Origin of the sequence: Burkholderia sp. Bp9090 (genome assembly GCF_003857985.1) — a bacterium.
Taxonomy (GTDB): Bacteria; Pseudomonadota; Gammaproteobacteria; order Burkholderiales; family Burkholderiaceae; genus Burkholderia.
On record NZ_QTPV01000006.1, the window covers coordinates 164,312 to 188,817 of the forward strand.

The 24,506-nt window shown below is 69.2% G+C and carries 22 protein-coding genes and 2 pseudogenes; 8 read left to right on the top strand and 16 right to left on the bottom strand.

Annotated features, from left to right (window positions below):
- Position 1: 1 nt before the first annotated feature.
- Positions 2-1,195, bottom strand: a complete 1,194-nt coding sequence (locus DIE16_RS08550; RefSeq protein WP_124522000.1) for an acyl-CoA dehydrogenase family protein — start codon at positions 1,193-1,195, stop codon at positions 2-4.
- Positions 1,196-1,371: 176 nt separating this feature from the next.
- Positions 1,372-2,511, bottom strand: a complete 1,140-nt coding sequence (locus tag DIE16_RS08560; RefSeq protein ID WP_044845714.1) for an LLM class flavin-dependent oxidoreductase — start codon at positions 2,509-2,511, stop codon at positions 1,372-1,374.
- Between the two features lie 260 nt (positions 2,512-2,771).
- Here DIE16_RS08560 and DIE16_RS08565 point away from each other — a divergent pair, with 260 nt between their 5' ends.
- Positions 2,772-3,122, top strand: a complete 351-nt coding sequence (locus DIE16_RS08565) for a VOC family protein (protein ID WP_124484670.1) — start codon at positions 2,772-2,774, stop codon at positions 3,120-3,122.
- A gap of 154 nt (positions 3,123-3,276) precedes the next feature.
- Here the strand turns inward: DIE16_RS08565 and DIE16_RS08570 are convergent.
- A pseudogene (locus DIE16_RS08570) lies at positions 3,277-3,423 on the bottom strand (LysR family transcriptional regulator); the annotation flags it as partial.
- Between the two features lie 146 nt (positions 3,424-3,569).
- On the opposite strand from DIE16_RS08570, the gene DIE16_RS08575 reads away from it, so the two are divergent.
- The gene (locus DIE16_RS08575; RefSeq protein WP_124892099.1) at positions 3,570-4,958 is read left to right on the top strand and encodes a DHA2 family efflux MFS transporter permease subunit; all 1,389 of its coding nucleotides are present in this window, start codon (positions 3,570-3,572) and stop codon (positions 4,956-4,958) included.
- Positions 4,959-4,983: 25 nt separating this feature from the next.
- Here DIE16_RS08575 and DIE16_RS08580 read toward each other — a convergent pair whose 3' ends face one another.
- Entirely contained in the window at positions 4,984-5,364 is a 381-nt protein-coding gene (locus DIE16_RS08580; RefSeq protein WP_124666777.1) for a DUF4377 domain-containing protein, read from the bottom strand.
- Positions 5,365-5,605: 241 nt separating this feature from the next.
- Here DIE16_RS08580 and DIE16_RS08585 point away from each other — a divergent pair, with 241 nt between their 5' ends.
- Together DIE16_RS08585 and DIE16_RS08590 are read left to right on the top strand one after the other, a co-directional pair.
- Positions 5,606-6,781: a helix-turn-helix transcriptional regulator gene (locus tag DIE16_RS08585; protein WP_124892100.1), complete on the top strand. Its 1,176-nt coding sequence runs from the start codon at positions 5,606-5,608 to the stop codon at positions 6,779-6,781.
- Between the two features lie 227 nt (positions 6,782-7,008).
- A complete protein-coding gene (locus tag DIE16_RS08590) occupies positions 7,009-8,202 on the top strand; it encodes a tyrosine-type recombinase/integrase (RefSeq protein WP_124892101.1) in 1,194 nt (397 codons plus the stop codon).
- Between the two features lie 21 nt (positions 8,203-8,223).
- Here the strand turns inward: DIE16_RS08590 and DIE16_RS08595 are convergent, their stop codons facing one another.
- From DIE16_RS08595 to DIE16_RS08630, 8 genes are all read right to left on the bottom strand, one after another.
- The gene (locus tag DIE16_RS08595; protein WP_044845687.1) at positions 8,224-8,442 is read right to left on the bottom strand and encodes a YXWGXW repeat-containing protein; all 219 of its coding nucleotides are present in this window, start codon (positions 8,440-8,442) and stop codon (positions 8,224-8,226) included.
- Between the two features lie 110 nt (positions 8,443-8,552).
- Positions 8,553-9,716 carry a DUF1501 domain-containing protein gene (locus DIE16_RS08600; RefSeq protein ID WP_124645911.1) on the bottom strand — a complete coding sequence of 388 codons (1,164 nt, stop codon included), beginning with the start codon at positions 9,714-9,716 and terminating at the stop codon, positions 8,553-8,555.
- A gap of 2 nt (positions 9,717-9,718) precedes the next feature.
- Positions 9,719-11,113: a DUF1800 family protein gene (locus DIE16_RS08605; RefSeq protein ID WP_124892102.1), complete on the bottom strand. Its 1,395-nt coding sequence runs from the start codon at positions 11,111-11,113 to the stop codon at positions 9,719-9,721.
- Between the two features lie 229 nt (positions 11,114-11,342).
- Positions 11,343-12,188 carry a GNAT family N-acetyltransferase gene (locus tag DIE16_RS08610; RefSeq protein WP_124522011.1) on the bottom strand — a complete coding sequence of 282 codons (846 nt, stop codon included), beginning with the start codon at positions 12,186-12,188 and terminating at the stop codon, positions 11,343-11,345.
- A gap of 75 nt (positions 12,189-12,263) precedes the next feature.
- Positions 12,264-12,767, bottom strand: a complete 504-nt coding sequence (locus tag DIE16_RS08615) for a periplasmic heavy metal sensor (protein ID WP_124892103.1) — start codon at positions 12,765-12,767, stop codon at positions 12,264-12,266.
- Positions 12,764-13,183 carry a hypothetical protein gene (locus DIE16_RS08620; protein ID WP_124892104.1) on the bottom strand — a complete coding sequence of 140 codons (420 nt, stop codon included), beginning with the start codon at positions 13,181-13,183 and terminating at the stop codon, positions 12,764-12,766. The genes DIE16_RS08615 and DIE16_RS08620 overlap by 4 nt, the downstream gene beginning before the upstream one ends.
- Positions 13,180-13,944 carry an RNA polymerase sigma factor gene (locus DIE16_RS08625; RefSeq protein WP_124892105.1) on the bottom strand — a complete coding sequence of 255 codons (765 nt, stop codon included), beginning with the start codon at positions 13,942-13,944 and terminating at the stop codon, positions 13,180-13,182. The genes DIE16_RS08620 and DIE16_RS08625 overlap by 4 nt, the downstream gene beginning before the upstream one ends.
- Before the next feature lie 217 nt (positions 13,945-14,161).
- Complete coding sequence (locus DIE16_RS08630) at positions 14,162-14,461, bottom strand: YXWGXW repeat-containing protein (RefSeq protein WP_124484658.1); 300 nt, start codon at positions 14,459-14,461, stop codon at positions 14,162-14,164.
- A gap of 305 nt (positions 14,462-14,766) precedes the next feature.
- On the opposite strand from DIE16_RS08630, the gene DIE16_RS08635 reads away from it, so the two are divergent.
- Positions 14,767-16,452, top strand: a complete 1,686-nt coding sequence (locus DIE16_RS08635) for a metallophosphoesterase family protein (RefSeq protein WP_044845717.1) — start codon at positions 14,767-14,769, stop codon at positions 16,450-16,452.
- 204 nt (positions 16,453-16,656) lie between these two features.
- Here the strand turns inward: DIE16_RS08635 and DIE16_RS08640 are convergent, their stop codons facing one another.
- Entirely contained in the window at positions 16,657-17,289 is a 633-nt protein-coding gene (locus DIE16_RS08640) for a LysE family translocator (RefSeq protein WP_124892106.1), read from the bottom strand.
- A 136-nt stretch (positions 17,290-17,425) separates the two neighbouring features.
- The gene (locus tag DIE16_RS08645) at positions 17,426-18,322 is read right to left on the bottom strand and encodes a LysR family transcriptional regulator (RefSeq protein WP_124570902.1); all 897 of its coding nucleotides are present in this window, start codon (positions 18,320-18,322) and stop codon (positions 17,426-17,428) included.
- 265 nt (positions 18,323-18,587) lie between these two features.
- Here DIE16_RS08645 and DIE16_RS08650 point away from each other — a divergent pair, with 265 nt between their 5' ends.
- A complete protein-coding gene (locus tag DIE16_RS08650; protein WP_006760082.1) occupies positions 18,588-18,848 on the top strand; it encodes a hypothetical protein in 261 nt (86 codons plus the stop codon).
- Between the two features lie 273 nt (positions 18,849-19,121).
- Positions 19,122-19,421, top strand: coding sequence for a DUF4148 domain-containing protein (locus tag DIE16_RS08655; RefSeq protein WP_124522025.1), 300 nt, complete (start codon positions 19,122-19,124; stop codon positions 19,419-19,421).
- Positions 19,422-19,521: 100 nt separating this feature from the next.
- Here the strand turns inward: DIE16_RS08655 and DIE16_RS08660 are convergent, their stop codons facing one another.
- Together DIE16_RS08660 and DIE16_RS08665 are read right to left on the bottom strand one after the other, a co-directional pair.
- A complete protein-coding gene (locus DIE16_RS08660; protein ID WP_124484653.1) occupies positions 19,522-21,297 on the bottom strand; it encodes a sensor domain-containing diguanylate cyclase in 1,776 nt (591 codons plus the stop codon).
- Positions 21,294-22,415 carry an extracellular solute-binding protein gene (locus DIE16_RS08665; RefSeq protein ID WP_124484652.1) on the bottom strand — a complete coding sequence of 374 codons (1,122 nt, stop codon included), beginning with the start codon at positions 22,413-22,415 and terminating at the stop codon, positions 21,294-21,296. The genes DIE16_RS08660 and DIE16_RS08665 overlap by 4 nt, the downstream gene beginning before the upstream one ends.
- A 571-nt stretch (positions 22,416-22,986) precedes the next feature.
- On the opposite strand from DIE16_RS08665, the pseudogene DIE16_RS08675 reads away from it, so the two are divergent.
- Positions 22,987-24,421: pseudogene (locus DIE16_RS08675) on the top strand (PLP-dependent aminotransferase family protein).
- Positions 24,422-24,506 lie beyond the last annotated feature (85 nt).

Sequence of the window (24,506 nt, forward strand, 5' to 3'; positions counted from 1 at the left end):
GTCAGATGAAGTAGTCCGTGTTCTCGCGGCCGAGCATCACGGCGCCGAGGTTCTGGCCGAAGCGGTCCACGTTGTTCGCGTAGTGCGCGCGGGCCGCGTGCAGGTCGAGGAAGCGGCGCACCAGCGGATTGCGGTGATAGATGCCGTTGCCGCCCGCATAGCGCAGCAGCGCGTTCGCGGCCTGCGCGCAACGCTCGGCGACCTGCGCGGACTGGTAGCGGAAATGCACGCGTCGCTCGATCGACACGGCCGGGCCGCCCGTCACCGACGCCATCAGTTCCGCGAAATTGCGCTTGAGCAGCACCTTCATCTCGTCGATCGCGACGGCCGCGTTCGCGCACGCGTTCTGCGCGCCCGGATCGTCGGTCGTCTTCGTGCCGCTGTTGGCCGACACGCGCGTGGCCGCATAGCCGGTGAAATCGTCGAGCGCGCCCTGCAGCGCGCCGATGCACGAGGTGCACACCGCGCGCACGAAGATCTGCGCGAACGGCAGCCTGAACAGCGGCGCGTCGTTGACGGCCAGGCCCGGGCTCGTGCCCATCATCCCGTCGATCGCCTTGTGCGTGCGGTACGCGGGCACGAACACGTCGTCGACGACGATGTCGTGGCTGCCGGTCGCGCGCAGGCCGAGCACGTCCCAGTCCTGCTGGATCCGGTAGTCGGATTTCGGCAGCAGGAAGGTGCGGTATTCCGGCGGCTGGCCGGCCTCGGCCGGCGGCACCAGCGCGCCGAGGAACACCCATTCGCACAGCTCGCTGCCGCTCGAGAACTTCCAGTGGCCGGACAGCCGGAAGCCGCCTTCGACCGGCGTCACGCGGCCGACCGGCATGTAGGTCGACGCGATCAGCGTCGCGGAATCCTTGCCCCACACGTCCTGCTGCGCGCGCTCGTCGAACAGCGCGAGCTGCCAGTTGTGCACGCCGACGACGCCGTACACCCATGCCGTCGACATGCAGCCGCGCGCGAGCGCCATCTGGATGTCGAAGAAGGTTTGCGGATCGAGCTCGTAGCCGCCGTAGCGTTTCGGTTGCAGCACCTTGAAGAAGCCGGCGGCCTGCATGTCGGCGATCGTCTCGGCCGGGATGCGGCCCTGCGCTTCCGCCTGCGCGGCGCGGCCGGCCAGCGTCGGCGCGAGCGCCTCGGCCCGGGCGATCAGCGTGGCGGCCAATGCGTTCGAATCGTTGTCGCGATGCACGAATGTCTCCTGTGATACGGAGCGCGCGCGGCGGCGCCCACCCCGGTCTCTCTTTAAGTGATTCGTCGCGGGCGGCGCCGCGAGCGAGGGTCCCTGCCGACGATGGTCGGCTTCGCGCGGCCGCGCCGCATCGTCCGAAGGGACGACGGGCGCGGCGTGGCGCGACACGCCTCGCCTTATGCGCAGGCGCGCTCCTGTTCCTTGTTGAAGAACGGGATCACGTGCTCGCCGATGTTGCGGATCGTCTCCATCTGCGCGTCGTGCGGCACCGTGCCCATCTGGCACAGGAACAGCACTTCGTCGACGCCCGCTTCCTGCAGGCGGCCCACGTAGCCGATGCAGTCGTCCACCGTGCCGTACGCATGGTTCGGGTTCATCATCGCGAGCGCCGGATCGGCGAAGTTCACGACGACTTCCTCCGACGCGAAGCGCGAGCGGATCACCATCTCGCCGGTATCGGCCTGCACGAGGTCGTCGCCCCACTTCGCCGGGTCCGGACGCTCGCCGCCCGTGTACCAGTACGCGAGCGATTCCATGAAGTAGCGCTGGCCACGGATGCCGATCTTGCGGGCCTTCTGGCCGTCGGCCATCACGACCGTCGGGCACAGCGCCGCGAGGTGCTGGGTCGGGCGGAAGCCGACCTGGTCTTCCGGCTTGCGGTTCGCCCACGCTTCGCGATAGATCGCGTTCTTCTTCGCGACCTCATCGGGCCCGCCGAAGCCGAGCACCAGCGCGCCCATACCGCGCTGGCCGGCGCGCAGCAGCGCGTCGGTGTTCGTGCAGGCGAGGTACATCGGCGGATGCGGATCCTGGAACGGCTTCGGATGGATCGGACGCTTCGGAATCTTGATGTACTTGCCGTCGTGCTCGATCTCGTCCTGCACGAACATCTTCGGCACGAGATACATCGACTCGTCGATCATCGGCTGCAGTTCGTTGAGGTCGTAGCCGAACGCGCCCGCTTCCTGCTGGCTGCCGCCCTTGCCGACGCCGAAATGCACGCGGCCGCCCGACAGGATGTCGAGCAGCGCGACGCGCTCGGCGACCTTGATCGGATGGTTCATCGCCGGCGGCAGGCACACGACGCCGTGACCGAGGCCGATGCGCGTCGTGCGGCCGGCCAGGTACGCAAGGAAGGTTTCCGGCGCGCTCATGTGCGCATAGTTGGTCAGCGACGTGTGCTCCACGCACCAGATCGTGTCGAAACCGACCTGCTCGGCCAGCAGCGCCTGTTCGACCGTCTCCTTGAACACCCGGTGGTCGCCCTCGCGCGATGCGTCGGTGGTCTGGGCTTCGTAGATGAGGGAAAACTTCATTGCGTGCGTCTCCATGTATGTTGGACGAGTCGGGGTCGCGCAGGCCGCCCGCACGATACGGACGAATAGCGACGGTCCACGGATGGGAGTGTCGGCGCGCGGGCCCGCCCGGGCATCGTCTGTTTGGAGTAACGGCACGCATGCGGGGACAGAGGGGTTTCACCGTCGTCCGATCGGACTGCGTCGCGGCCGGCACCGCGCGCTAGCATCGAACGACGGTGCGGTGCGCGCCGGGCACATCACGACAAGGGAGAGAGGGAATGAAGGTATCGATGCTGCTGTACCCGGTCGACGACATCGACACGGCGCTGCCGCTGTTCGTCGACGGACTGGGCCTGAACGTGAAGTTCCGCGACGGCGACCGCTATTGCGCGCTCGACGGCGGCCCGCTGACGATCGCGCTGGTCGCCGGCGACGAGCAGATCGTCGAGCGCGCGGCGCTCACGCTGCGGGTCGATGAGGATGACGACCTTTACGCGGCGATGGCGCGGGTCGTGAAAGCCGGTGCGTCGGTGCGCGTGCCGGTGCAGGCCGGCCCGCACGAATACCGTGCGGTGCTGGAGGACAGGAACGGCGCGCTGCTGGTGCTTTCGCAGAAACGCGCGGCATGACACGGCGGTGCGTGGTGCGTGGTGCGCGGTGCGTGGCGCGTGGTGCGCGGTGCGCGGTGCGCGGTGCGTGGTGCGTGGTGCGTGGCGCGCGGACCGGCCGGCGGGGACCCGGCCGGATGCCGCGCGACGCGTCGCCGTCCGGTAACGACCTGCGCTACCCGCTTTGATCGACCGCGCCGGGCGCGCGCAGGTCGCTGGTTTCCGGTAGCTCGAGCAGCGTGCCGGCCGGCTGGCTGAGCCGCTTCGCGGCGCGCGCGATGCATTCGACGTCGGGCAGCGCGGGCGGCCGGTCGCCGTTCAGCGCATCGAGGCATCTTCCCGACGACCACCGGAATCGGTACCATCGAGTGCTCATAGACCGGCCGTGCGCCGGCGCGCGCCTGCCGCTGCCGGGCCGCGCCCCCGTCGCGCCGCCGCCGCGCCGGTCGCCGCACTTCCCGTTTCGTCATGTCCCGCGAACCCTCACACTCCGCGCTGCTGTGGATCGTCGCCGCCGCGTTCTTCATGCAGTCGCTCGACACCACGATCGTCAACACCGCGCTGCCGTCGATCGCACAAAGCCTGCATGCGTCGCCGCTCGCGATGCAGCCGGTCGTGGTCGTCTATACGCTGACGATGGCGATGCTCACGCCGGCGTCCGGCTGGCTCGCCGACCGCTTCGGCACGCGCCGCGTGTTCTCGCTCGCCATCCTGGTGTTCTCGCTCGCATCGATCGGCTGCGCGGCGTCGCACACGCTCGGCCAGCTCGTCGTCGCGCGCGCCGTGCAGGGCATCGGCGGCTCGATGCTGCTGCCGATCGGGCGGCTCGCCGTGCTGCGCCGCGTGCCGGGCGAGCGGTACGTCGCGGCGATCGCGTTCGTGTCGATCGCGGCGCAGCTCGGCCCGATCGTCGGGCCGACGCTCGGCGGCTGGCTCACGCAGGCGATTTCCTGGCACTGGGTGTTCATCGTCAACGTGCCGGTCGGCATGGTCGGCTTCATCGCGGTGCAGCGCTTCCTGCCGCACGACCAGGCGATGCAGCCGCCGCCGTTCGACTTTATCGGCTGCGCGATGCTGTCGGTCGCGATGATCGCGTTGTCGCTCGCGATCGATCCGCCGATGCGCGCGCACCGCGCCGGCTGGGCGATCGGGCTGGCCGTGCTCGGCGTGGCAAGCGCGCTCGCGTACCTGCCCCATGCGCGGCGGCGCGCGCAGCCGCTGTTCCGGCTCGGGCTGTTCCGCGAGCCGAACTTCGGCGCGGGGCTGCTCGGCAACCTGCTGTGCCGGATCGGCACGAGCTCGGTGCCTTTCATGCTGCCGCTGCTGATGCAGGTGCAGCTCGGCTATACGCCGCTGCAGTCGGGGATGATGCTGCTGCCGGCCGCGATCGCCGGCGTGATCGCGAAACGCTGGATCGCGCCCCTCGCGAAACGCTTCGGTTATGCGACGTTCCTGGTCGTGAACACGGGGATCGTCGGTGGCGCGATCGCCGGGTTCGCGCTGGTGTCGGCCCGGCCCGCGCCGGTGCTGGAGATGGCGTTGCTGGTCGTGTTCGGCGCCGCGAACTCGATGCAGTTCGCCGCGATGAACGCCGTGACGCTCAAGGGCCTGTCGCACGCCGACGCCGGCAGCGGCAACAGCCTGTTCACGATGATGCAGATGCTGGCGATGGGGCTCGGCGTATCGATCGGCGGCGGGCTCGTGAACCTGTTCGCCGCGCATTGGGGCTCGATGGCGAACGGCTTCATGCTGTCGTTCGTCTGCATGGGCGCGGTCACGCTGCTGTCGTCCGTCGTGTTCCGGCGGATCGATACCGCCGCGCCGCCGCGGCCGGTCGCGCCGCGGCCGTCCGCGTAAGCGCCGCCGCGGGCAGGCGCGGCCGTCAGTTCACCGGGCGGCGCTCGACGACCCGCTTGAGCACCCAGCGGATCGACGAACCGTCGGCCGGCGGCTGCGCGACGCGGTATTCATCGACTTCCAGCACATATTGATAGCCGGGCTGGTACGCAAAGCCCTCGATGCCCGCGTACCACAGGCTCCACGGCTCGGCCGGGCCGCTGCGCACCTGCAGGCAGTCCATCGGCGCGACGCCCGTGCAGCGCGCCGCCTGCGGCGCGACATAAACGGTCCGGGTCACGGGCCGGCCGTCGGCCGGGCGGTCCGCGCGTGCATCCGGCGCGGCCGCGCCAGTCTGGCATCCGGCGAGTAACGTGCTGCCGGCGATCACGGCCGCGCCGAGCAGCGTTCTGATCTTGCGAATCATCTGATGGTCCTCAGGAAGCGTTGGCGGGCCGATTAGGCGAATGCTGCGCCGGCAAAGTTCACAAATGGCTTACAGCGCGCGCGCCGCCACCCTCATTCGTGGGATGTCACGTCTGCACGGGCACGTTACCGTATTCCGGTGCAGGCAACCGCGCGCCGCCGCCGGCGGTCCGCATTCGCGCATGCACGCACCCGCACGCCCGGCGCACCGCGACCCGGCGGCGGCAACAGGAGACAACCCGATGACCACGGCGCCCCCGGCCCTTCCCCCGTGCCTTGCCCAATCGAAACTGACGCTCGAGCAGTACGACGCGCTGCTCGCGACAATCTACGAAGGCCCGCTGGAAGACGTGCCGTGGGGCGGCGCGCTCGAACAGATCCGCGTGCAACTGGACGCGAACTACGTGACGATGATCCTGCGCTGGCCCGCCAGCGGCCACGTGGGGCTGATGATCAATGCGTCCGCGGCGAGCGCGCCGCTGACCGGCGTCGCGTCGTACAACAACTACTATTACGCGCTCGATCCGTTCGTGAACCTGCCGAGCGATCGCGTCGTCACCGTCGACGAGCTGCTCGGCGTCGGCGTGTGGCGCAGCAGCGCGATGTATCGCGAGTTTCTCGAGCCGTTCGACGTCGGCTACCTGATGGGCGCCGACCTGCGCACGCCCGACGGGATCGAATGCCGCTTCCGCGTGTGCCGCTCGCATCACGGCCGCGCGTTCTCGGCGACCGACAAGGCCGTCTGCAATGCGCTGCTGCCGCACCTGAAGCGCGCGGTGCGGCTGCATGCGAAGTTCGGGATGGTCGAATCGGAGCGCACGCTGTATGCGAGCGCGATCGACCGCATGCTCGTCGCGACCGCGATCCTCGACGAGCGCGGCACGATCATGAAGACCAATTCCGTCGCGGACGAGATCTTCGCCGAATGCGACGGCCTGCGCGTGCGCGCCGGTGCGCTCGAGGCATCGTATCCGCTGGAGGACCGCAAGCTGCAAAAGCTCATCCGCCAGGTGCTCGCGGAGCGCGCGGGCGGAGCGCCGTCGGTCGCGCAGGCGATTGCCGTGCCGCGCCCGTCCGGCAAGCCGCCGCTCGGCGTGCTGATCCGCACGGTCCCGCTCAGCGAATGGTCGGAGGACAATCCGCGCCGGCCCGCGTGCGCGATCTTCATCCGCGATGCGGAGCGCAAGTCGCAGGCGTCTCACGACATCGTGCGCAAGCTGTTCGATCTCACGCCGGCCGAGACCGCGCTGGCGCTCGCGCTCGTCAACGGATCGACGCTAGAGGAAGCGGCCGACGAACTCGACATCAGCAAGAACACCGCGCGCTCGCACCTGCGGGCGATCTTTTCCAAGACGGGTGTCACGCGACAGGCGACGCTCGTGCGGACGTTGCTCAACAGCGTGTTGTCGCTGGGGTGAGGTGTTCGACAGGCCGGGAAGCCGGATTCGTGGACGGGTTGCTCCCGACGCCGGAAAGCAGGAAGCGGTCTGCACCGAAACGGCCGATGCGGACGGTATGAGCGCCAGCCGTAAACCCGTTGCGCTTCGCCAAGTCGTGATCGTGTATTACCATCGGCGTTTCCTCGTACGCTTCGTCGCGCCGCGTGCGCCCGCCCGGCCACGGGCGAGCCGCGCCCCCTGTTCGCATGACCTCACCCGTTCCGTCCGACACCGCGCTGCGGCCGCAGCCGATCGACGCGCTGACCGTGCCGGCCGCGCTCGACGGACGCGCTGGCACCAATCGCTCGACGAGCGCGCATCCGCAGATCGCCGCGACCCATGATCTCGACGCCGTGCGCGCATGGCTCGCACGCTTCGTCGATACGCCCACCACGTTCCAGAACTACCGCAAGGAGGCCGAGCGCCTGCTGCTGTGGGCCGTGATCGCGTGCGGCAAGCCGCTGTCGTCGCTCACGCACGAGGATCTCGTCGTGTACCGGCAGTTCCTGCTCGCGCCCGCGCCCGCCGACGTGTGGTGCGCGAACGGCGGCCGCAAGCATCCGCGCGGCGACCCGCGCTGGCGGCCGTTCTACGGGCCGCTGTCGGCGGCCAGCCAGCGGCAGGCGATGGTGATCCTGAACGTGATGTTCTCGTGGCTCGTGCAGGCCGGCTATCTGGCAGGCAATCCGCTCGCGCTGTCGCGGCAGCGGCAACGGCGGCCCGCGCCGCGCGTCACGCGCCATCTCGGGCCGCCGCTGTGGCAGGCGGTCAAGGATGCGATCGCCGCGATGCCGCGCGACGATGCGCGTGCCGCCTTCCATGCGGATCGCGCGCGCTGGGTGTTCACGCTGCTGTATCTCGGCGGGCTGCGCATCACCGAGGCGGCCGACACGACGATGGGGCAATTCTTTGCACGGCGCGATGCGAACGGGCGCGATCGCTGGTGGCTCGACGTGACCGGCAAAGGCGGCCGCCAGCGCCTCGTGCCGGCCACCGCCGAGATGATGGCCGAACTCGCGCGCTACCGGCGCGCGCATGGCCTGCCCGCGCTGCCGGCCGACGGCGAAACCACGCCGCTCGTGCTGCCCGCCGGTCGCACGCGCAAGCCGCTCACGCGCGCTGCGCTGCACCGGATCGTAAAGCAGGTGTTCCGGTTCGCGGCCGAGCGGTTGCGTGCGCAAGGTGATGCAGGCGAACAACAGGCGCGCGTGCTCGAACAGGCATCGGCCCACTGGCTGCGCCACAGCGCGGGTTCGCACATGGCGGACGGCCGCGTCGACCTGCGGCTCGTGCGCGACAACCTCGGTCACGTATCGCTGACGACGACGAGCCAGTATCTGCACGCAGACGACGACTGGCGACACAGCGAAACCGAGGAGAAGCACCGGATCGGCTGGTGAACGGCGCGCCGGCCCCCTGCTTCAATACACGGCGGCCCAGTGCCCGGGCACCCACGCCCAGTGGTTGCCGGCCCAGCGGTAATGACCTTTCGCCCAGCGATAACCGGGCGCGGGCGGCGGCGGCATCACTTCGGCGACCGGCGCCGGCTGCGGCGGCCGCGCGGGTTCGACCACGCACGCGGACAGCAGCGCCGCGCTCGTCGTCACCCATACGGCAAGCGATACGGATCGGATCTTCATCGTCGATTCTCCCTGTTGTGTAATCGATCGGTCGGCGGAGGCGAACCCGCGTACGCCGTGCATCGAGTCGTGCATCGAGCCGTGCATCGAGCTGCGCATCAATCCGCGCGTCACGCGGTTCCGCGAACGAGGCCCGTCATCGGCCGCGTCGCGCCGCTTTCCGCGAACAGCGTCGACGCGGTATGAGCGGGATCGAGCCGCAGGCTTTCGGCGGCCGCGCCCGCGATCAGCGCGTCGAGCGACGCGGTCGGCTTCAGGTCGCGCCCTTCGTACAGGTCGCCCGGCCGCAGGCCCGGCCAGTCGGCGATCACGCGTCCGCCCGCGACCGCCCCGCCCGCCAGCATCGCGACCGACGCCTGCCCGTGATCGGTGCCGCCCGTGCCGTTCGCGGCGGCCGTGCGGCCGAACTCGGTCGCGACGAGCACCGTGGTCCGCTGCCACACGGGCCCGAGACCGTCGCGCAACGCGGCGAGCATCGTGTCGAGCGCCTTCAACTGATTCGCGAGCCGCGCGTTCTGCGCGCTGTGCGTGTCCCAGCCGGCCGTCTCGATCATCGCGATCCGCGGGCCGTCGTCGCGCGCGAGAAACGTCGCCGCGAGCTTGCCGACGCCCGCCGGATCCTGGCGCGCATGCGCGTCGCCGGCGAGACCGCGCGCGGCCATCGCCGATTGCCACAGCGGCCCGAGCTGCGCGTCGGCCTCGTACAGCGCCGACACGCGCGCGAGCAGGTCGTCCGGTGCGGCCGGCAACCCGGACGCCGCATACGACGCGGCCTGCACGCTGCCGCGCAACGCGAGCGGCACCGTCGGCGCGAACGCGATCGCGTTGTCCCGCGTCGCCGGCAACATCGCGGCGAGCCGGTTCAGCCAGCCGTCCTTCACCTGGTACGGCGCGCGCCCGCCCGTCTCGAGCACGTTCTGGCCGTCGAAATGCGAGCGGTCGCGATACGGCGACGCGATCGCGTGGACGAACAGCGCCTCTTTGTCGCGAACCATTTGCGCGGTCCGCACGAGCGACGGATGCAGCGCGAACGTGCCGTCGATGCGGGTCGCCGTCGACGCGTCGATCGCCAGCGGGCCGCGCAACGACGCATACGCGGGTTCCGCATACGGGACGACGATGTTCAGCCCGTCGGCCGCGCCGCGCTGGATCACGAACACGAAGCGCCGGTCGGTTTCGACGTTCGCGAACACGATGCGCGGCGCGACGAGGATCGCGCCCGCACCGGCGGCGGCGATGCTCAGGAAATGTCGACGGGTAAGGGATCGGGCCATGTTCATCTCCGTTGAAAATCGGGCGACACGAGCAGCAGTGCAAGCGACGTGGTCGCGCTCTCGGCTCGCGACAGTGCCGTCGCCGTCGGTGCGCTCAGCGAGCCGGCCAGCAGCGTCTTGCCGAGCGTGCGCGGGTCGAGCCGGTCGCCCGTGCGTGCGGCAAACCGCTGCGCGATCTCGACGCGGCGCACCAGCGCGTCGGGCGCGGCCCAGCTCGCGGCAACGTCGTCGTAGCCGGCCGGCGACCCGGGCCGCCATACCGGCTGGCCGAGCTGCGCGAGCAGCGGCGCGGCCTTCAGGTCGCCGGTATCGCGCCAGCCGAGCCCGCGCAGCGACGACACGGCCCACTCCCACGGCGTCTTGAACTTGCGATTGACCGGCGACCATGCGTCCGGCGCATCGACCAGCGCGCGATAAACGGTCGGCAAATCGCCGCCGCTCGTATCGAATGCGCGGGCGAGCCGGTCGGTGAGCGCGGGCGGCGGATCGTCGGCGACGAAATGACGGGCGAGCTGGAACGCGACATGCCGGCCCGTCGCCGGCGAACGCGCCAGATCGCCCAGGATCGCGCGCGCTTGCGCGTCGCCCGGCTGATCGTAGGTGCGGCTCATCACCGTGCGCGCGCCCGGTTCGTGCAGTTTCGGGCGGAACACGAACGCGCCGGGCGCCACATCGCCGGGCTGCGGCCCGCGTCCGCCGGCGATGCTCCAGCCGGTCAGCGCACGCGCGAATTCCGTCACGTCCGTTTGCGTGTAGCCGGTGCGTACCCCGAGCGTGTGCAGCTCCATGATTTCGCGCGCGAGGTTCTCGTTGAGGCCGCGCCGTGCCGCCGGATTGCGCGCGTCGGCGCGCAGCGCGGCCGGACTGTCGGGGCCGACCGAGCGCGCCTGGTCGAGGAACAGCTGCATCGCCGGATGCTGCTCGACCGCGACGAGCATGTCCTCGAAGCGGCCGAGCACGTGCGGGCGGATCGCATCGCGCTCGAAGGCGCCCGCGTATGCGGCGACCTGCCCCTTGTCGACCGACACCGCGAAATGGTTCGCCCAGAAATGCACGAGACGCTCGACGAACGGCGTGGACGTGGCGAGCGCGTTGTTCAAGCGCGCGGCGACGGCGCTGCGATAGGCGTCGTAGCCGTCGCGACGGATCGACTGCGCGGTTGCGCGCCTGGCCGCCGCGTCGTCGCTCGTCATCGTGTTGCGGGTCGTCGCGAAGCGCGTGGCGAGCGTGATCGCGTCCGGTTCGCCGGCCCATGCGGCCGGCCTCGGGTCGTAACGATCGAGCTGGGCGACCAGCGCGCCCTTCGGATCGGCAGGCGGCGCTTCGTCGACCCGCGCGCCGAGACCGAAGCGGTTCAGCGCGATGGCGGCCGGTGAGATGTCGTTCGGGTGGTCCATGACGGGGGCTCTCGCGATGCGTACCCGTGTTTAACGGAGGGTGGCGGGAAATCCGTCGCGGAATGAGCGAAATATTTCGGGTTCGGCGCGGGGATGTATAGCTTGCGGTCGGCTTTCAAGCAGCGGCGAGCTGCGCGCGTGCCGCGCCCGATCGTCAGATTTCCACAGCACCGGTGTTCCCTCCATCACGAACTGCCGGACGGCAATCGTCCGAGCCTGTTCGTGACCGTCACCCCAGCTCGAACGACGTCACCCCGAACACGCGGTCGATCGCGATCGCCGGCGCTTCCTTCGTATACATCCGCGCGGTTTCGAACACGCTCGACATGCCGTGCCGTTCCGCCAGCGCGACGGCCGCGGGATTCGTTTCCGGCACGTCGAGCACGATCATCTCGCCGGGCATGCGCGCCGCCAGCGCGCGAAACAGCCCCGTGGCGACGCCGGCGTCATCGGCGAACAGTGGGCCGATCTTGCAGCCGGCGTTGCAGCGGCGCACGACGCCGTATCCGGTGATGCGACCCGCGTCGATCGTTGCGAGCGCAACGGCATCCGGCTGCGCGAGCCACGCGGAGACGAAACGCGCGCGCGGCGCAGGAAAACACTGGCGGTCGTACGCCAGCAACTGCTCGAACGGGACCTCGGCCGCCGCGGCCGCGTGCGCGCATCCGATGCCGTCGACGCGCCCCTGATAGCGGATGTTGCGATACGCGAGCCGGAACCCCGACTTCCGGTAGTTCGCCTGTTGTGCCACGACACCGTCGAGACCGACATTGCGGTCTCCCAGGTAACGCATGCCGTGCTGCCAGATTCGCATGCCGAAGCCTTTGCCGCGAAACCCGGGTTTCACGATGTACAGACCGATGAAGCCGAAGCGTTCGTCATACGCGACGGCAGCAAGGCACGCGACCGGCTCGCCACGCCACACGCCGACGAAAAAACCGGCCGGGTCCGCTTCCCTGAAACACGGCGGATCATGCAGGCCGGGGTTCCACCCTTCGGCTGCCGCCCATTCGACCGACATGGCCACCTCGTCGGCCGACATGGTGCGCACGATCAAGTCTTCGCTTCGATCCATGGTTTGCCTCCGTCGCGGCACTCGAGATCGCCGCCAACCGATTCGCGAGCGTGACGCGTCGTCACGCCACGCCAGTTACTGGCTCCCCGCCGCGTCGTGCTTCCTCTGAAACCTCGCCGGCAGCCGCCAGTTCCCGCTGCGTCGCAACCCGTCGACGAATTTCACGCGCTCATCCGGCGTCAGCGTCGCCGCGAAATCGACGACGCTGCGCTCGACCTGCCCCCGCAATGCAATATCGGCCGCCCGCGTCCGATCGAGCGCCGCGTCGATCGCCGCACGATCGAGCTGCGGCGCCGCCAGCAGATCCAGCACCGTGATCCGCCCGTCACGCCCCTCACGCGCGAAATCCCGACCTTCCTTGCGCGCCGCCTTCAGCGCCGCCGCAAACGCTTGCTGACGCGCGTCGGACAATTCGTCCGCGGCGAACCGCAATGCCGTGCGCTGTCCGGGCATCCCGCCCCCATCCAGGCCTCGATGCGTAGAAAACCATTGATACGCGCCGCCGCCGATCGCGCCGAGCATGAACACGTTCAACACGACCGACCCGACGAGCATGAATTTCCAGCCGCGTTCGCTCATTCGTCGCCTCCGTCGATGCCCGGGCCGCCGAACGTCGTCGTCAGGTAGCCCGGTTCGTGTTGCGCGATCGGCGCGCTGCCGAGCATCAGCATCGACACGGCCACCGCGCCCGCCAGCGCGCCGGCCAGCCCGACGCCCGCGAACGCCGCGCCCGACCACCACACCGTGCCCCGGCGCCGCACACGCTGCGGCGCGGGCGCCGACGCGACGATGCGTTCGACGAGCGCCGGCGCGGGCGGCTCGACCGTATCCTGCACGAGCCAGGCGTCGAGCTCGGCGGCATCGTCGAGCGCCTCGAGCGCGTCGCGCGGATGCGCTTGCGCCCACGCTTCGGCCGCCGCGCGTTCGTCGCGCGGCCAGCGCCGCGCATCCGAGCCGTACGCGGCGACGATGGTACGGAATCGTTCGGGTGTCATCGCTTGTCCTCGCTAGGTGGGTCGCCGGCCAGTTGCGCGCGCAGGTTGCGCCTCGCGCGCGCGAGCAGGCTTTCCAGCGCATCGACGGTGATGCCCATCAGGTTGGCCGCTTCAACGTTCGACATGTCCTGATAGTACTGGAGCACGAGCGCTTCCCGCTGCCTGGGCGGCAATGCGGCGAGCGCCTCGCGCACGCGCGCATCGCGCGCGCGCAACTCCGCGTGCGCGGCCGGCTCGGGTTGCGGGTCGGGCACGTCGGGCGGCGTGTCGACCGGCTCCTCGCGCCGCCCGCGCATCCGGTCGTAGCACAGGTTCAGCACCACGCGATGCAGCCACGTGTCGAAGCGCGCTTCGCCATCCCGCCAGCGCGGCGCGTGATGCCAGATCCGCAGGAAGGTTTCCTGCGCAACGTCTTCGGCTTCGGTCCGGTCGCCGAGCATGCGCGTCGCGAGCGCAAGCAGGCGCGGCAGCTTGCGTGCGACGAGCACGCGCACGGCCGACGTGTCGCGCGCGCCGACCCGCGCGACGAGTTCCGCGTCCGGATCGGCGTCGCTCAACGCGGGCTGCTCCGCCATGCGCGGCGCGCCCGCCGGATGCTGCCGGCGAGCGTGCCCGCCGTCCGGCTGAAGCTCATCGTCGTGCTCTCCTTGCATGCGTCGGGCCGGCACCGCACGGCGCCATGCCGGCGCGTCCACGGCGCATCGCGCGCCGTGCCCGGCATCCGCCCGGCCGGTTTCGTCGACATCCGGTTCGAAAGGCATATCGATCCTGTCGATCGCCAGCCGGCCGGCGCGATCAATATACGACGACCGGCGCGGGCCGGTAATACACCGGACGCGCCGGCACCACGACGCAGCCGGCCAGCACGACGGCCGCGGCTGTCAGGATCACGATGGTTCGAAAAGGCATGGCTCGACGGATGAAGTTGTGTGGAAGTCCCGCCGCACCGGCGCTGCGCGCCGCGCGGCACCCTGCGCGTCACGCCCAGTGACCCGGCACCCAGCGCCAGTTCGGGCCGCGCGCGGCCCAGTGCCCGGGCACCCAGCGATAGCCGACGCGCACCGCTTGCCAATGCCCGGGGATCCACACGTAGCGGCCCTGCCGCCAGTGCCAGTGGCCCTGATCCCACACGTAGCCCGCGCGCGGCGCCGGCATCACTTCGACGCGCGGCGGCGGCGGCGCGACCGGCGCGACGATGACGGCCTGCGCGAATGCAGCGGAGGTCGCCAGCGCGGCCACGCATCCCGCGGCAACCCGTAATGAAATGGAAAGTTTCATGAAAGACTCCGAAGCGTCGTGTAGCGAACGTGATGGCCGGAAGTGGCCGTTCGTTCGTTAAACGACGCATGCGGAAAAATCCGTCGCGACGCGCGCAAATAAAATTCCGCCGCACCGGCGACGCCGCGCTCATCCGGCGACGCATCGGGCCCGGGCGTGGACGACCGTCTGTCACAACCCGGCAAAACTGCGCTTCGACAATGCATGTCACCGGGATCCCGCTCGTTTCCGGCCCACGCCCCGGACGCGCTCGCGCACGGCCGGGCGGTTCCGCATTTCGCGTGTCACTCAACGAAAATACGATCATGTCGAACCAGGACAACTTCCCCGCCGAGTCGAACGAGCCGGCCGCTTCCGTATCGCGTCGCGGCTTCCTGAAACTGGCCGGCGTCTCCGGCCTCGCCACCGCCGCGGGCGGGCTCGCGGCCGCTCGTGCCGCCGGGTCGAACCCGGACGGCACCCCCGAACAGGTGCACCTGACATGGGGCAGCGACCCGGCGTCGGAAGTCGCGATCTCGTGGGCATCGCTCGCGCCGGCCGTCAATCCGCGGGCGCGGATCGTCGCCGACGGCGAACCGGCACGCACCGTGCACGGCGTGCAGCGCCTTTACACCGACGGCCTGAACGGCGAAACGGTGTTCACGTACCACGCACGCGTGCACGGCCTGAAGCCGAACACGCGCTACCGCTACGAACTGACGGCCGACAACGACAGCAACGCCGCGCAGCCGTTTGCCGCGACCTTCACGACCGCGCCGCGCGGGCGCGCACCGTTCCGCTTCACGAGCTACGGCGACCTCGCGACGCCGAACGGCGCATGGGTGCTGTCGTCGCCGCAAAGCCGCTTCGCGGTGCAGGCCGTCGAGCAGTTCCAGCCGCTGTTCCACCTGCTGAACGGCGACCTCTGCTACGCGAACCTGAACCCCGCGCATCAGCCGGAGGTGTGGCGCGACTTCGGCAACAACAACCAGACGTCGGCCGCGAACCGCCCGTGGATGCCGTGCCCGGGCAATCACGAGATCGAATTCAACAACGGCCCGCAGGGGCTCGACTCGTACCTCGCGCGCTACACGCTGCCGGAGAACGGCACGCGCTTTCCGGGCCGCTGGTACAGCTTCCGCGTGAGCTCGGTGCTGTTCATCTCGCTCGACGCCGACGACGTCGTGTACCAGGATGCGGCCGCGTTCGTCGGCGGCCCCGCTCCGCTGGTGCCGGCCGCGAGCACCGGCCGCGCGCCGATCGAACCGGGCACGTCGTTCTACGTGCGCGGCTACAGCGACGGCGTGCAGACGCGCTGGCTCGAGCACACGCTGCGTCAAGCGTCGCACGATGACGACATCGACTGGATCGTCGTGCAGATGCACCAGGACGCGCTGAGTTCGTCGAAGACGGGCAACGGCTCGGACAAGGGCATCCGCGAGGCGTGGCTGCCGCTGTTCGACCGTTACGGCGTCGACCTCGTGCTGTGCGGTCACGATCACGATTACGAGCGCAGCTACCCGGTGCGCGGCTGCAATCACCGCGCGGGCGTCGATGCATCGACCGGCGAAGTCGTCGAGACGCTGCAGCCGCGTCCGGTCGGGTCGACCGATCCCGAGCGCACGACCTTCGACACGAGCCACGGCACGATCCACCTGATCCTCGGCGGCGGCGGCACCAGTGCGCCGCTCGACGTATACGGCGAGAACCCGGCGACCGGCTTCGCGCAGGCCAAGGTCTTCACGAAGCCGAACCGGCCGGTGCCGGGCGCCGCGCCGAACACGTTCGTGCGCAAGCCGGCCGATGCGCTGGAGGATGCGATCTGGTCCGCGCGCCGCGATACGGGCACCGGCTACGGGATCGCCGTGTTCGACCACGATCCGGGCAAGCCGGGCGGCCACACGACGATCACGATGCGCTACTACCATGCGCCGGGCGCGGATCAGCACCCGAGCGCACAGTACGAGCTGTTCGAGACGATCGAGCTGAGCAAGAAGCGCCGCGAGCGCTGATGCGACGGCCGCCCGCAACGCATGATCGCGCGGCGGGCGGCCGGGGCTGGCGCGTGCGGGACGGCGCGCGCGACGCGCTGATGGATACGGCGAATACGTGACGGCTGCGCCATGCGGAGCGGCTGCGTCCATTCGACCGCCGCACCTTGCATGCGCATCGGCACGCCGGTTTCCACCGCAAGCCGCGTTGCCGCCACCGTGCCCCTAGCTTCGCGATTCCAGCGCGATACGCACGGCCAGTCCGGCCAGCACGGTGCCCATCAACCCGCGCTGCACCCGCGCCCAGACGGGCCGACCGGCAAGAAACCCCGCGATCGAGCCGGCCATGCTCGCGATCAGCGCATTCACGCAGACACTGACCGCGATCTGCACGCAGCCCAGTGCCAGCGATTGCGCGAGCACGCTGCCGTGCCCGGGCGCAATGAACTGCGGCAGCAGCGACAGGTACATCACAGCGATCTTCGGGTTCGCGAGGTTGGTGACGAAGCCCATCGTGAAGAGCCGTGCGCCGCTGTCGTGCGGCAGTTGCCGCACCTGGAACGCGGAGCGGCCACCCGGCTTGAGCGCCTGCCACGCGAGATACGACAGGTACAGCGCGCCCGATAAACGCAGCGCGTCATACGCGTACGGCACGGTCAGCACCAGCGCGGTAATGCCGAATGCCGCGCAGAACATGTAGAACACGAACCCCAGCGCGACGCCGCTGAGCGACACCAGCCCCGCACGGCGGCCCTGGCAGATCGAGCGGGAGATCAGGTAAAGCATGTTCGGGCCGGGCGTCAGGGCCATGCCGAGCGATACGAGTCCGAAAGCAATCAGGGTGGGCAAGGCCGGCACGGCAGTCTCCTTCGGCGCGATGAAGTCGGGGCGAGTGTCCAGCAATGTATTGCATGTCGGCGTCTGTCGGCATGAATAAACTGCAAGTCATGCATGAGCGCGCTTCACCCCGTCATCGCGTCGTTCCGCCGGCCCGCTACTTGCCCTTTTTCGCGCGTGCCTGCATCGCCTTTCCGGCCTTCGCGCGTTGCGCGTCGACCAGTTTCACGAATGCGTCGGCGACCGCGTTGCCGCTCGCGTTCCACGCCAGTCGCACGGAACGATGCAGCCTGGGCGACAACGCCAGCACCCGGCCGCCGAACCGGGTATAGGTGAGCGTGATGCGCGGGACGATCGACACGCCCATTCCCGCCTCCGCCATCGACAGAATGGTCCGCATCTCGACCACGTTGAACGCGGCGCGAAGCGATGCACCGTTGCGCGCGAAGTAATCCGCGATGACCGGCCCGCACCCCGCCTTCGAAAAAATGAACGGCATCGTGGCCAACCGTTTCGCCGACACGCTCTCGCGCCCGTCGAACATGCCGTTCGCCGCCACCGCGACGAAATCCTCGTCGAGCAACGGCAGGTTGTTCGCGAAAGTCTTCGTGCCGGCGACCACGCCGATGTCGGCGGTGCCGTCGTCGAGCCACCCTTCGACTTCCGCGTCCGTGCCTTCGAGCAGCACGGCCGTCACGCCCTCATGCGCCGCCTTCAACGCTTCGAGCGCGGGTACGACGAACGCGAGCGAGACGCTCGGCAGCGACGCCACCACCAGCCGACCCTCGAGCTTGCCGCGCGCCAGGCCGAACTGCTGGCGCAGCGTCTGCGCTTCCCGGACGACGTTCTGCACGTACGGCCACAGGCGTTCGCCGGCAGCGGTCAGGACGACCGGCTGGCGGTCGCGCAACAGCAGCTTGACCTCAGTGATGTCCTCCAGTTCGGTCAACGCGTGGCTGATCGCGGATTGACTGCGGCTGAGCCGGTCGGCCGCGGCCGTCAGCGAGCCGAGTTCGACCACGGCAGCCAGGGCCTGCAACTGCGCAAGCGTCATCTCGCCTCCTTGTTGCGATGCATGTATTTTTCACATGATAGAGCGACGCATCATGAATTTGATTGAACCGGTGTCATGCGCTTCGATTGCGCGCCATCGCGTGACCTCGCCCGATGCCCCGCGCCCCGCTCGGGCAAGATTCAGCCTCGAATCATGTCGAACGCCGTCGCCGGACACGCGTGCGATTGCGCCGGCGCCCGCGCCCGTCCAAGCCCCGTCCGTCGCGCCTTCAGCTCCGATCGCCAAGACGCGTTAGACTGTCCCGATGGAACAATGCCGTTATTGCCAGAGAATCCGCGATGAATGGGATTGCCACGGGGACGAATGCCGCCGGGCAATCGCGAAGGCACTGCGCCGGCAGCGCGCGGGCCTGCCGATGGTGCCCGATCGCATCCGCAACGAGCTGCCGTCCGGCGCGCCCACCCAGCAGGTGATCGCGGTCCTGTCGCGCCAGCGCCTGCGGGCGCGCCGCGGCAACGAGGAACGCCGCGAGCGCAAGGAAATCGACGACGCCGACGGCGTCTGATCCGCCAACGCCCCCCGCCAGCCGCCGCACCTGCCGGTGCCCCGCCACCGGGCGTTCGCCCGTGCGCGATGTCTCGCCACCCGTCCGCCGTCAGTTTGCAATTCCCGCAACGCGGAACGGGGACGGATCGAACTTATGTTGGAATTGTTGCCTCACCGACAATGATCTTTCGCCGGAATCCACGTTTACCCTGAATCCACCGACGCCTACGATGTAATCAATCGCTTACGACATGGTGTCGCCAGCGAACCCAATAGAACATCGGAGGTCATCATGAAATCGCTCGTTTCCGCAGTCGTCGCCGCTGTCGCCCTGTCCGCTTCGTTCGGCGCTTTCGCACAAAGCACCGTGACCCGCGCCCAGGTGCGCAACGAACTGGTTCAGCTCGAAAATGCCGGCTACAAGCCGAGCCAGTCGAGCCCGTACTACCCGGCCGACATCCAGGCCGCGCAAGCGCGCGCACACGCTGCCGACAACAGCGGCTACGGCGCGCAGCCGGCCCCGGTCGTCCAGGGCGGCGCACCGGCGGTCAAGGTGCGCAACACGCGCGACTCGGTCTACTTCGGCCACTAAGTCCGCCGCCGCGCGCATCGCGCGCGGTCCGCCCGGATCCAGCGAGCCCGTCCCGTGACGGGCTCGCCGCGTTTTTGCCGCGCGCCGGGCCGGTCCGCCGTCAGCGGCTGCCCTCCGCCGCCACGCGGCCGCCGTCGTCGGTGGCGATACCGCCGCCGAGCAGTTCCTGGTAACGCACGCACGCGCACTGCGCGGACGCCTTCGCCGCGTACATCGCCGCGTCGGCCTTGACCAGCAGTTCCTCGGCCGACGCGCCATCCGCCGGATATTCACTCACGCCGATGCTCGCGCCCACGGCCAGGTGCCGGTCGCCGAATTCCAGTTCCTCGGCCATCACGATCTGGATACGCGACGCGATATCGCCGATCACCGCGGGCGATCGCACGTCCGAAATCAGCACGATGAATTCGTCGCCGCCGAGCCGCGCGGCCATGTCGCCGCTGCGCAGCGCGAGGCTCAGCCGTTTCGCGACCGCGACGAGCGTGCGATCGCCGGCCGCGTGCCCGTGCTGGTCGTTGATCTGCTTGAAGCGATCGAGATCGACGAACATCACCGCCAGCCCCTCGCGCACCGCGGCCGCATGCCGGATCGCGGCATCGAGATGCTCCATGAACAACAGGCGGTTCGGCAAGCCGGTCAGCGGGTCGTGACCGGCGAGGTGCGCGAGTTCCAGCTGCTTCGCGCGCAGCATCGCGACCTGCGTACGGATCTCGACGCGCATGCTGTCGAAACAGCGCGCCAGCACGCCGATCTCGTCGGCCCGCGCGACCGGCAACCGTTCGGCGGCCGGATCGTCGAACACGTGGGTCGCCGCGCGCGCGAGCATCTGCAACGGCCGCGTGATCGCGCTCGCAAACAGGATCGCGAGAATCACCGCCGCCACGCTCATCAAGAGCACCATCCGGATGATCCGCTCGCCGAGCATCCCGGCCGGCGCCAGCACGTCCGTGAGCGGACGCGCCATGCCGAGCACCACGAAGCGGTTGCCCTCGTTGTTGCCGAACGGCGTGCGCACGAACGCGAACATCTGGCCCGGTGCGGCGTCGGGCTGCGTGAGACCGTTGAGCGCCACGTTCGTGCGCGCCCCGACGAACAGCAGCCGCGTGTCGGGGAAGCTGTCCTGCATCAGCACGCGGTGCCCGCGATCGAAGCCGAAGATCTGCGACGGATCGGGGTGCACGAGGAAATCGCCCCATTTGTTCGCGAGATACACCACGTAGTCTGGCGGCAGATCGCGTTCAAGCCGGTCGAACATGCGCGTCAGCTCGACGTCGACGACCAGCGCGCCGACGACCCGGCCGCCTTCGTCGACCACCGGCGTGCCCACGCGCAGGATCGGCAGCCCTTCGGCCGCATGCGAGCCGGTCTCGTGATTGATCGCGATCGGCGACAGGTAGATATGACCGGGCGCCGTCGCAAGCGTATCGAATACGTAAGGAAACTGCCCTTTTTCCTGGAATGCACTCTCCGGCAACACGACGATGCCGTGCGCGTCGCGATCGACGCGGATCCGCTCGAGCCCGAAATCCCCGCGCGCGATCAGCCGGATCTGCAGGTACTCGGGGTGGTTCTTCATGAAGCTGTAATACACCTGTTCGAGCCGCGTGCGCGGCGCGCGATCGGCGCCTTCCCCGCTCGCGACGGACGCCGACGCCGGCAATTGCGCGAGCACGAGCACATCGTCGGCCACGTCGGACAGCGCGGTCGTGAAGCGCTGTCCGAGCAAGTGCGTCGACATCAGCAGGCTGTGCTGCGCTTCCTGCACGAGCATCGTCCGGTTCGCGCGGTAGGTGTAGTAGCCGGTCGTGCCGGACGCGATCACGCCGATGCACGCGAACAGCATCGACAGCTTCCAGGTGAGCCCGAGCCTGATCATTTTTCGAACCGCTCCGGCCGGTCGCCCGACACGATGCGGCTCCATAGCGACTCACGCCGCGCGATGTCCTCGACCGGCTGGATCCAGACGAGGTGCTGGTGGCCGGCCTCGAGACCGGGTGGCGGTTGGAGCGTATTCGCGAGCCCCTGGCGTTCGGTCAGCAGCACGCCGATCGCCGGTTCGAGCATGTAGTTGATCCACGCGAACGCCAGTTCGCGATGCTCCGCGCCGCGCGTGACGCCCCAGCAGTCGAGCCACGCGAGCGCGCCTTCGTCCGGAATCACGTAGCCGACATCCGCACCGGCGCGACGCAGCTGTTCGACCTGCTGCGTGCCATAGTTGCCGAACATCAGCGCCGCGCGATGCTGGACGAACAGCGTGGTCGCCTCGTCCGGAAGCGTGTAATACGTGAGCAGGTTGCGCCGCAGTTCGACCAGCTTGTGCGCGACGGCAAGCGTTTGCGCGGGCGACAGGTGAAACGGGTCGGGATAGCCGAGCGCGAGCGCGGTGAACGAAAAATTATGCGGCGCGCTGTTGAAGTCGAGCACCTTGCCGCGGTAACGCGGATTCCAGAGTTCCAGCATCGAGCGCGGCGCGACCGGCACCTGCTTGCGATCGTAGATCAGTCCCATCGACGAATACGTGAACGGAATCGCATAGGTCGAGCCGTTGCGCACGAGTCCGCCGATCGTCGCGAGCTGCTGGAAATTCGGCAGTTGCCGCCGGCGGTTGGGGATCTGCGACAGGTCGATCGGCGTGAGCAGGCCGTCGCTCGCATAGCGCTGGATCTCGGCCGTGTTGGCCGCAAGCACGTCGTACGGCGGCGGCGACGCGCTGTGCATCCGGGTCCACAACGCTTCGTCGGAATCGACGAAGGTTACTTCGACGTGCACATGAAAGTGCGTCTCGAATGCATTGACGACATCGTTGTCCGCGTAGCCGGGCCACGCAAGGACACGCAGTACGTTGTCGCCGACGGTCTCGGGGGAAGCGGCGCAGGCAGGCAGGCCCTGCCAGCCCAGCGTCAGGACGACAAGCCACCGGCACGCGGCGCGGCGCGCACGGCGCGCGCCGATTCCCCTGATCAATCGGTCCTCGTCCGAATTCCCCGTATGCATTCGACTGTCCTTTTTTCGAGTCGATGCTTGATCGTGCAACAAGACCACAAAAAATATCGCCGCGCAATTGGAACAAGCCGCACGCCACTGCATCCGCCTATTCGGAGCGCGTCATCCGTGTACGCGTTCGATCGCACGTCGCTGCACGCGCTCGAACCCGGCCACGCAAACGGAGAATCATCAGGTGAAAGGCAAGACGCGACGTGTGCCAACTCCGCTTGCAGCCACGGCGCCACGCGGCATGTACTGCGTATGCGTTCGGAGCGTTCGGAGCGTTCGGTGCATTCGATGCATTCGATGCATTCGGCGACGCGCGTCATCCGTCGCGTCGTGTCGTCACCTCCGCCTGCATGCGCGTCGAGCCATCGCATGCGCATCCGCGCCACGCAGGCATGAACGCCGCGATCACGCGCGACGGATGCGCACGCATCGGCATCGCCACGACAGCGCGACCGGCCGCGGCCGTCGCGCTTTCCTTTTCGGGCCGCTCGTCGGACAATGACGCGCGCCCGCCGGCGCGGCGCCGCATCGGCCCCGCGCGAGCGGCACCAAGCATGCTCCGCCCGCGCCGATGAAACGCTACGAAACCCTCGCCCAGACGATCGCCGACGAAATCCGCAACGGCAACCTCGCGGTCGGCACGCGCCTGCCGTCGCTGCGGCAGATCATCGCGCAGCATGGCGTGAGTCAGTCGACGGTGTTTCGCGCGTACTACCTGCTCGAACAGTGGGGGCTGATCCGCGCGCGCGAGCGTTCCGGCTATTACGTCGCGCCGGGCGCGGGCCCGGCGGCGAACCCGCCCGCGAAACGCCGCGCGAGCCGTGCCGGCGCCACGCGCAAGGTCGACATCAGCGACCTCGTGTTCTCGGTGCTCGACGCCGCGACGCAGCCCGGCATCGTGCCGCTCGGCTCCGCATTTCCCGCGCCGCAGCTGTTTCCGCTGCCGCGCCTCGCGAAATCGCTCGCACAGGCGACGCGGCTCGTCAGCCCGTTGGAGCACGGTCGTCGACCTGCCGCCCGGCAGCGAGGCGCTGCGCCAGCAGATCGCGCGGCGCTATCTGGCAACCGGTGTCGCGCAGCCCGTCGACGAGATCGTCGTCACCAACGGTGCGCTCGAAGCGCTGAACCTGTGCCTGATGGCCGTCACGCGGCCCGGCGACGTCGTCGCGGTCGAGTCTCCCGGCTTCTATGCGGCGCTGCAGGCGATCGAGCGGCTCGACCTGCGCGCGGTCGAGATTCCCGTCGATCCACGCACGGGCCTCGATCTCGATGCGCTCGCGAACGCGCTCGACCGGCACGACATCCGCGCGTGCTGGTTCATGACCAATTTCCAGAATCCGACCGGTGTCACGCTGTCGCTCGACAAGAAGCGCGCGCTCGTCGAGCTGCTGGCCGCACGCGAGGTGCCGCTGATCGAGGACGACGTATACGGCGAGCTGCATTTCGGCCCCGACTACCCGCTGCCCGCGCGCGCATTCGACCGGCACGGCCTCGTGATGCATTGCAGTTCGTTCTCGAAGACGCTCGCGCCCGGCTACCGGATCGGCTGGGCCGCCGCCGGCCGGTTCGCGGAGAAGGTGCAGCGGCTCAAGCTGATGACCACGCTGTCGGCGAGCATTCCCGCGCAGGCCGGCATCGCGAACTATCTGGAGCACGGCGGCTACGATCGTCACCTGCGCAAGCTGCGCGGCACCCTGCAGGCGCAGCTCGCGCGCATGGACGACGCGCTGCGACGCTGGCTGCCGCCCGGCGTCGAGTGGGTGCGGCCGGACGGCGGGTATTTCCTGTGGCTGTCGTTTCCCGACGCGATCGACGCGATGGAACTGCACCGCCAGGCGATCGCGCGCGGCATCAGCTTCGCACCGGGGCCGCTGTTCTCGGCCGCGCACGGCTTCGAGCGCTGCGTGCGCGTGAACTTCGGCCATCCGTGGAGCCGTGACATCGAGCGCGCGATCCGCGTGCTCGGCGAGCTGGTCGCCGGGCCGGCGGTACGCAAGTCGGGCTGATCGCGCCTCGTGCGCACGCTGCGCGCCGCGCGCATCACGTCCATGCAGCGAAGCCGCGCGCGGGTTACATTGCTGGTCCCGCCGC

Excerpts from the sequence above, each read along its gene's own strand:
- DIE16_RS08595 (WP_044845687.1), bottom strand. The coding sequence starts at position 8,442 with ATGAAGATCCGATCCGTATCGCTTGCCGTATGGGTGACGACGAGCGCG.
- DIE16_RS08615 (WP_124892103.1), bottom strand. The coding sequence starts at position 12,767 with ATGAGCGAACGCGGCTGGAAATTCATGCTCGTCGGGTCGGTCGTGTTG.
- DIE16_RS08605 (WP_124892102.1), bottom strand. The coding sequence starts at position 11,113 with ATGGACCACCCGAACGACATCTCACCGGCCGCCATCGCGCTGAACCGC.
- DIE16_RS08625 (WP_124892105.1), bottom strand. The coding sequence starts at position 13,944 with ATGCCTTTCGAACCGGATGTCGACGAAACCGGCCGGGCGGATGCCGGG.
- DIE16_RS08565 (WP_124484670.1), top strand. The coding sequence starts at position 2,772 with ATGAAGGTATCGATGCTGCTGTACCCGGTCGACGACATCGACACGGCG.
- DIE16_RS08610 (WP_124522011.1), bottom strand. The coding sequence starts at position 12,188 with ATGGATCGAAGCGAAGACTTGATCGTGCGCACCATGTCGGCCGACGAG.
- DIE16_RS08635 (WP_044845717.1), top strand. The coding sequence starts at position 14,767 with ATGTCGAACCAGGACAACTTCCCCGCCGAGTCGAACGAGCCGGCCGCT.
- DIE16_RS08560 (WP_044845714.1), bottom strand. The coding sequence starts at position 2,511 with ATGAAGTTTTCCCTCATCTACGAAGCCCAGACCACCGACGCATCGCGC.
- DIE16_RS08580 (WP_124666777.1), bottom strand. The coding sequence starts at position 5,364 with ATGATTCGCAAGATCAGAACGCTGCTCGGCGCGGCCGTGATCGCCGGC.
- DIE16_RS08655 (WP_124522025.1), top strand. The coding sequence starts at position 19,122 with ATGAAATCGCTCGTTTCCGCAGTCGTCGCCGCTGTCGCCCTGTCCGCT.
- DIE16_RS08575 (WP_124892099.1), top strand. The coding sequence starts at position 3,570 with ATGTCCCGCGAACCCTCACACTCCGCGCTGCTGTGGATCGTCGCCGCC.
- DIE16_RS08585 (WP_124892100.1), top strand. The coding sequence starts at position 5,606 with ATGACCACGGCGCCCCCGGCCCTTCCCCCGTGCCTTGCCCAATCGAAA.
- DIE16_RS08645 (WP_124570902.1), bottom strand. The coding sequence starts at position 18,322 with ATGACGCTTGCGCAGTTGCAGGCCCTGGCTGCCGTGGTCGAACTCGGC.
- DIE16_RS08660 (WP_124484653.1), bottom strand. The coding sequence starts at position 21,297 with ATGATCAGGCTCGGGCTCACCTGGAAGCTGTCGATGCTGTTCGCGTGC.
- DIE16_RS08600 (WP_124645911.1), bottom strand. The coding sequence starts at position 9,716 with ATGGCCCGATCCCTTACCCGTCGACATTTCCTGAGCATCGCCGCCGCC.
- DIE16_RS08650 (WP_006760082.1), top strand. The coding sequence starts at position 18,588 with ATGGAACAATGCCGTTATTGCCAGAGAATCCGCGATGAATGGGATTGC.
- DIE16_RS08620 (WP_124892104.1), bottom strand. The coding sequence starts at position 13,183 with ATGACACCCGAACGATTCCGTACCATCGTCGCCGCGTACGGCTCGGAT.
- DIE16_RS08665 (WP_124484652.1), bottom strand. The coding sequence starts at position 22,415 with ATGCATACGGGGAATTCGGACGAGGACCGATTGATCAGGGGAATCGGC.
- DIE16_RS08630 (WP_124484658.1), bottom strand. The coding sequence starts at position 14,461 with ATGAAACTTTCCATTTCATTACGGGTTGCCGCGGGATGCGTGGCCGCG.
- DIE16_RS08590 (WP_124892101.1), top strand. The coding sequence starts at position 7,009 with ATGACCTCACCCGTTCCGTCCGACACCGCGCTGCGGCCGCAGCCGATC.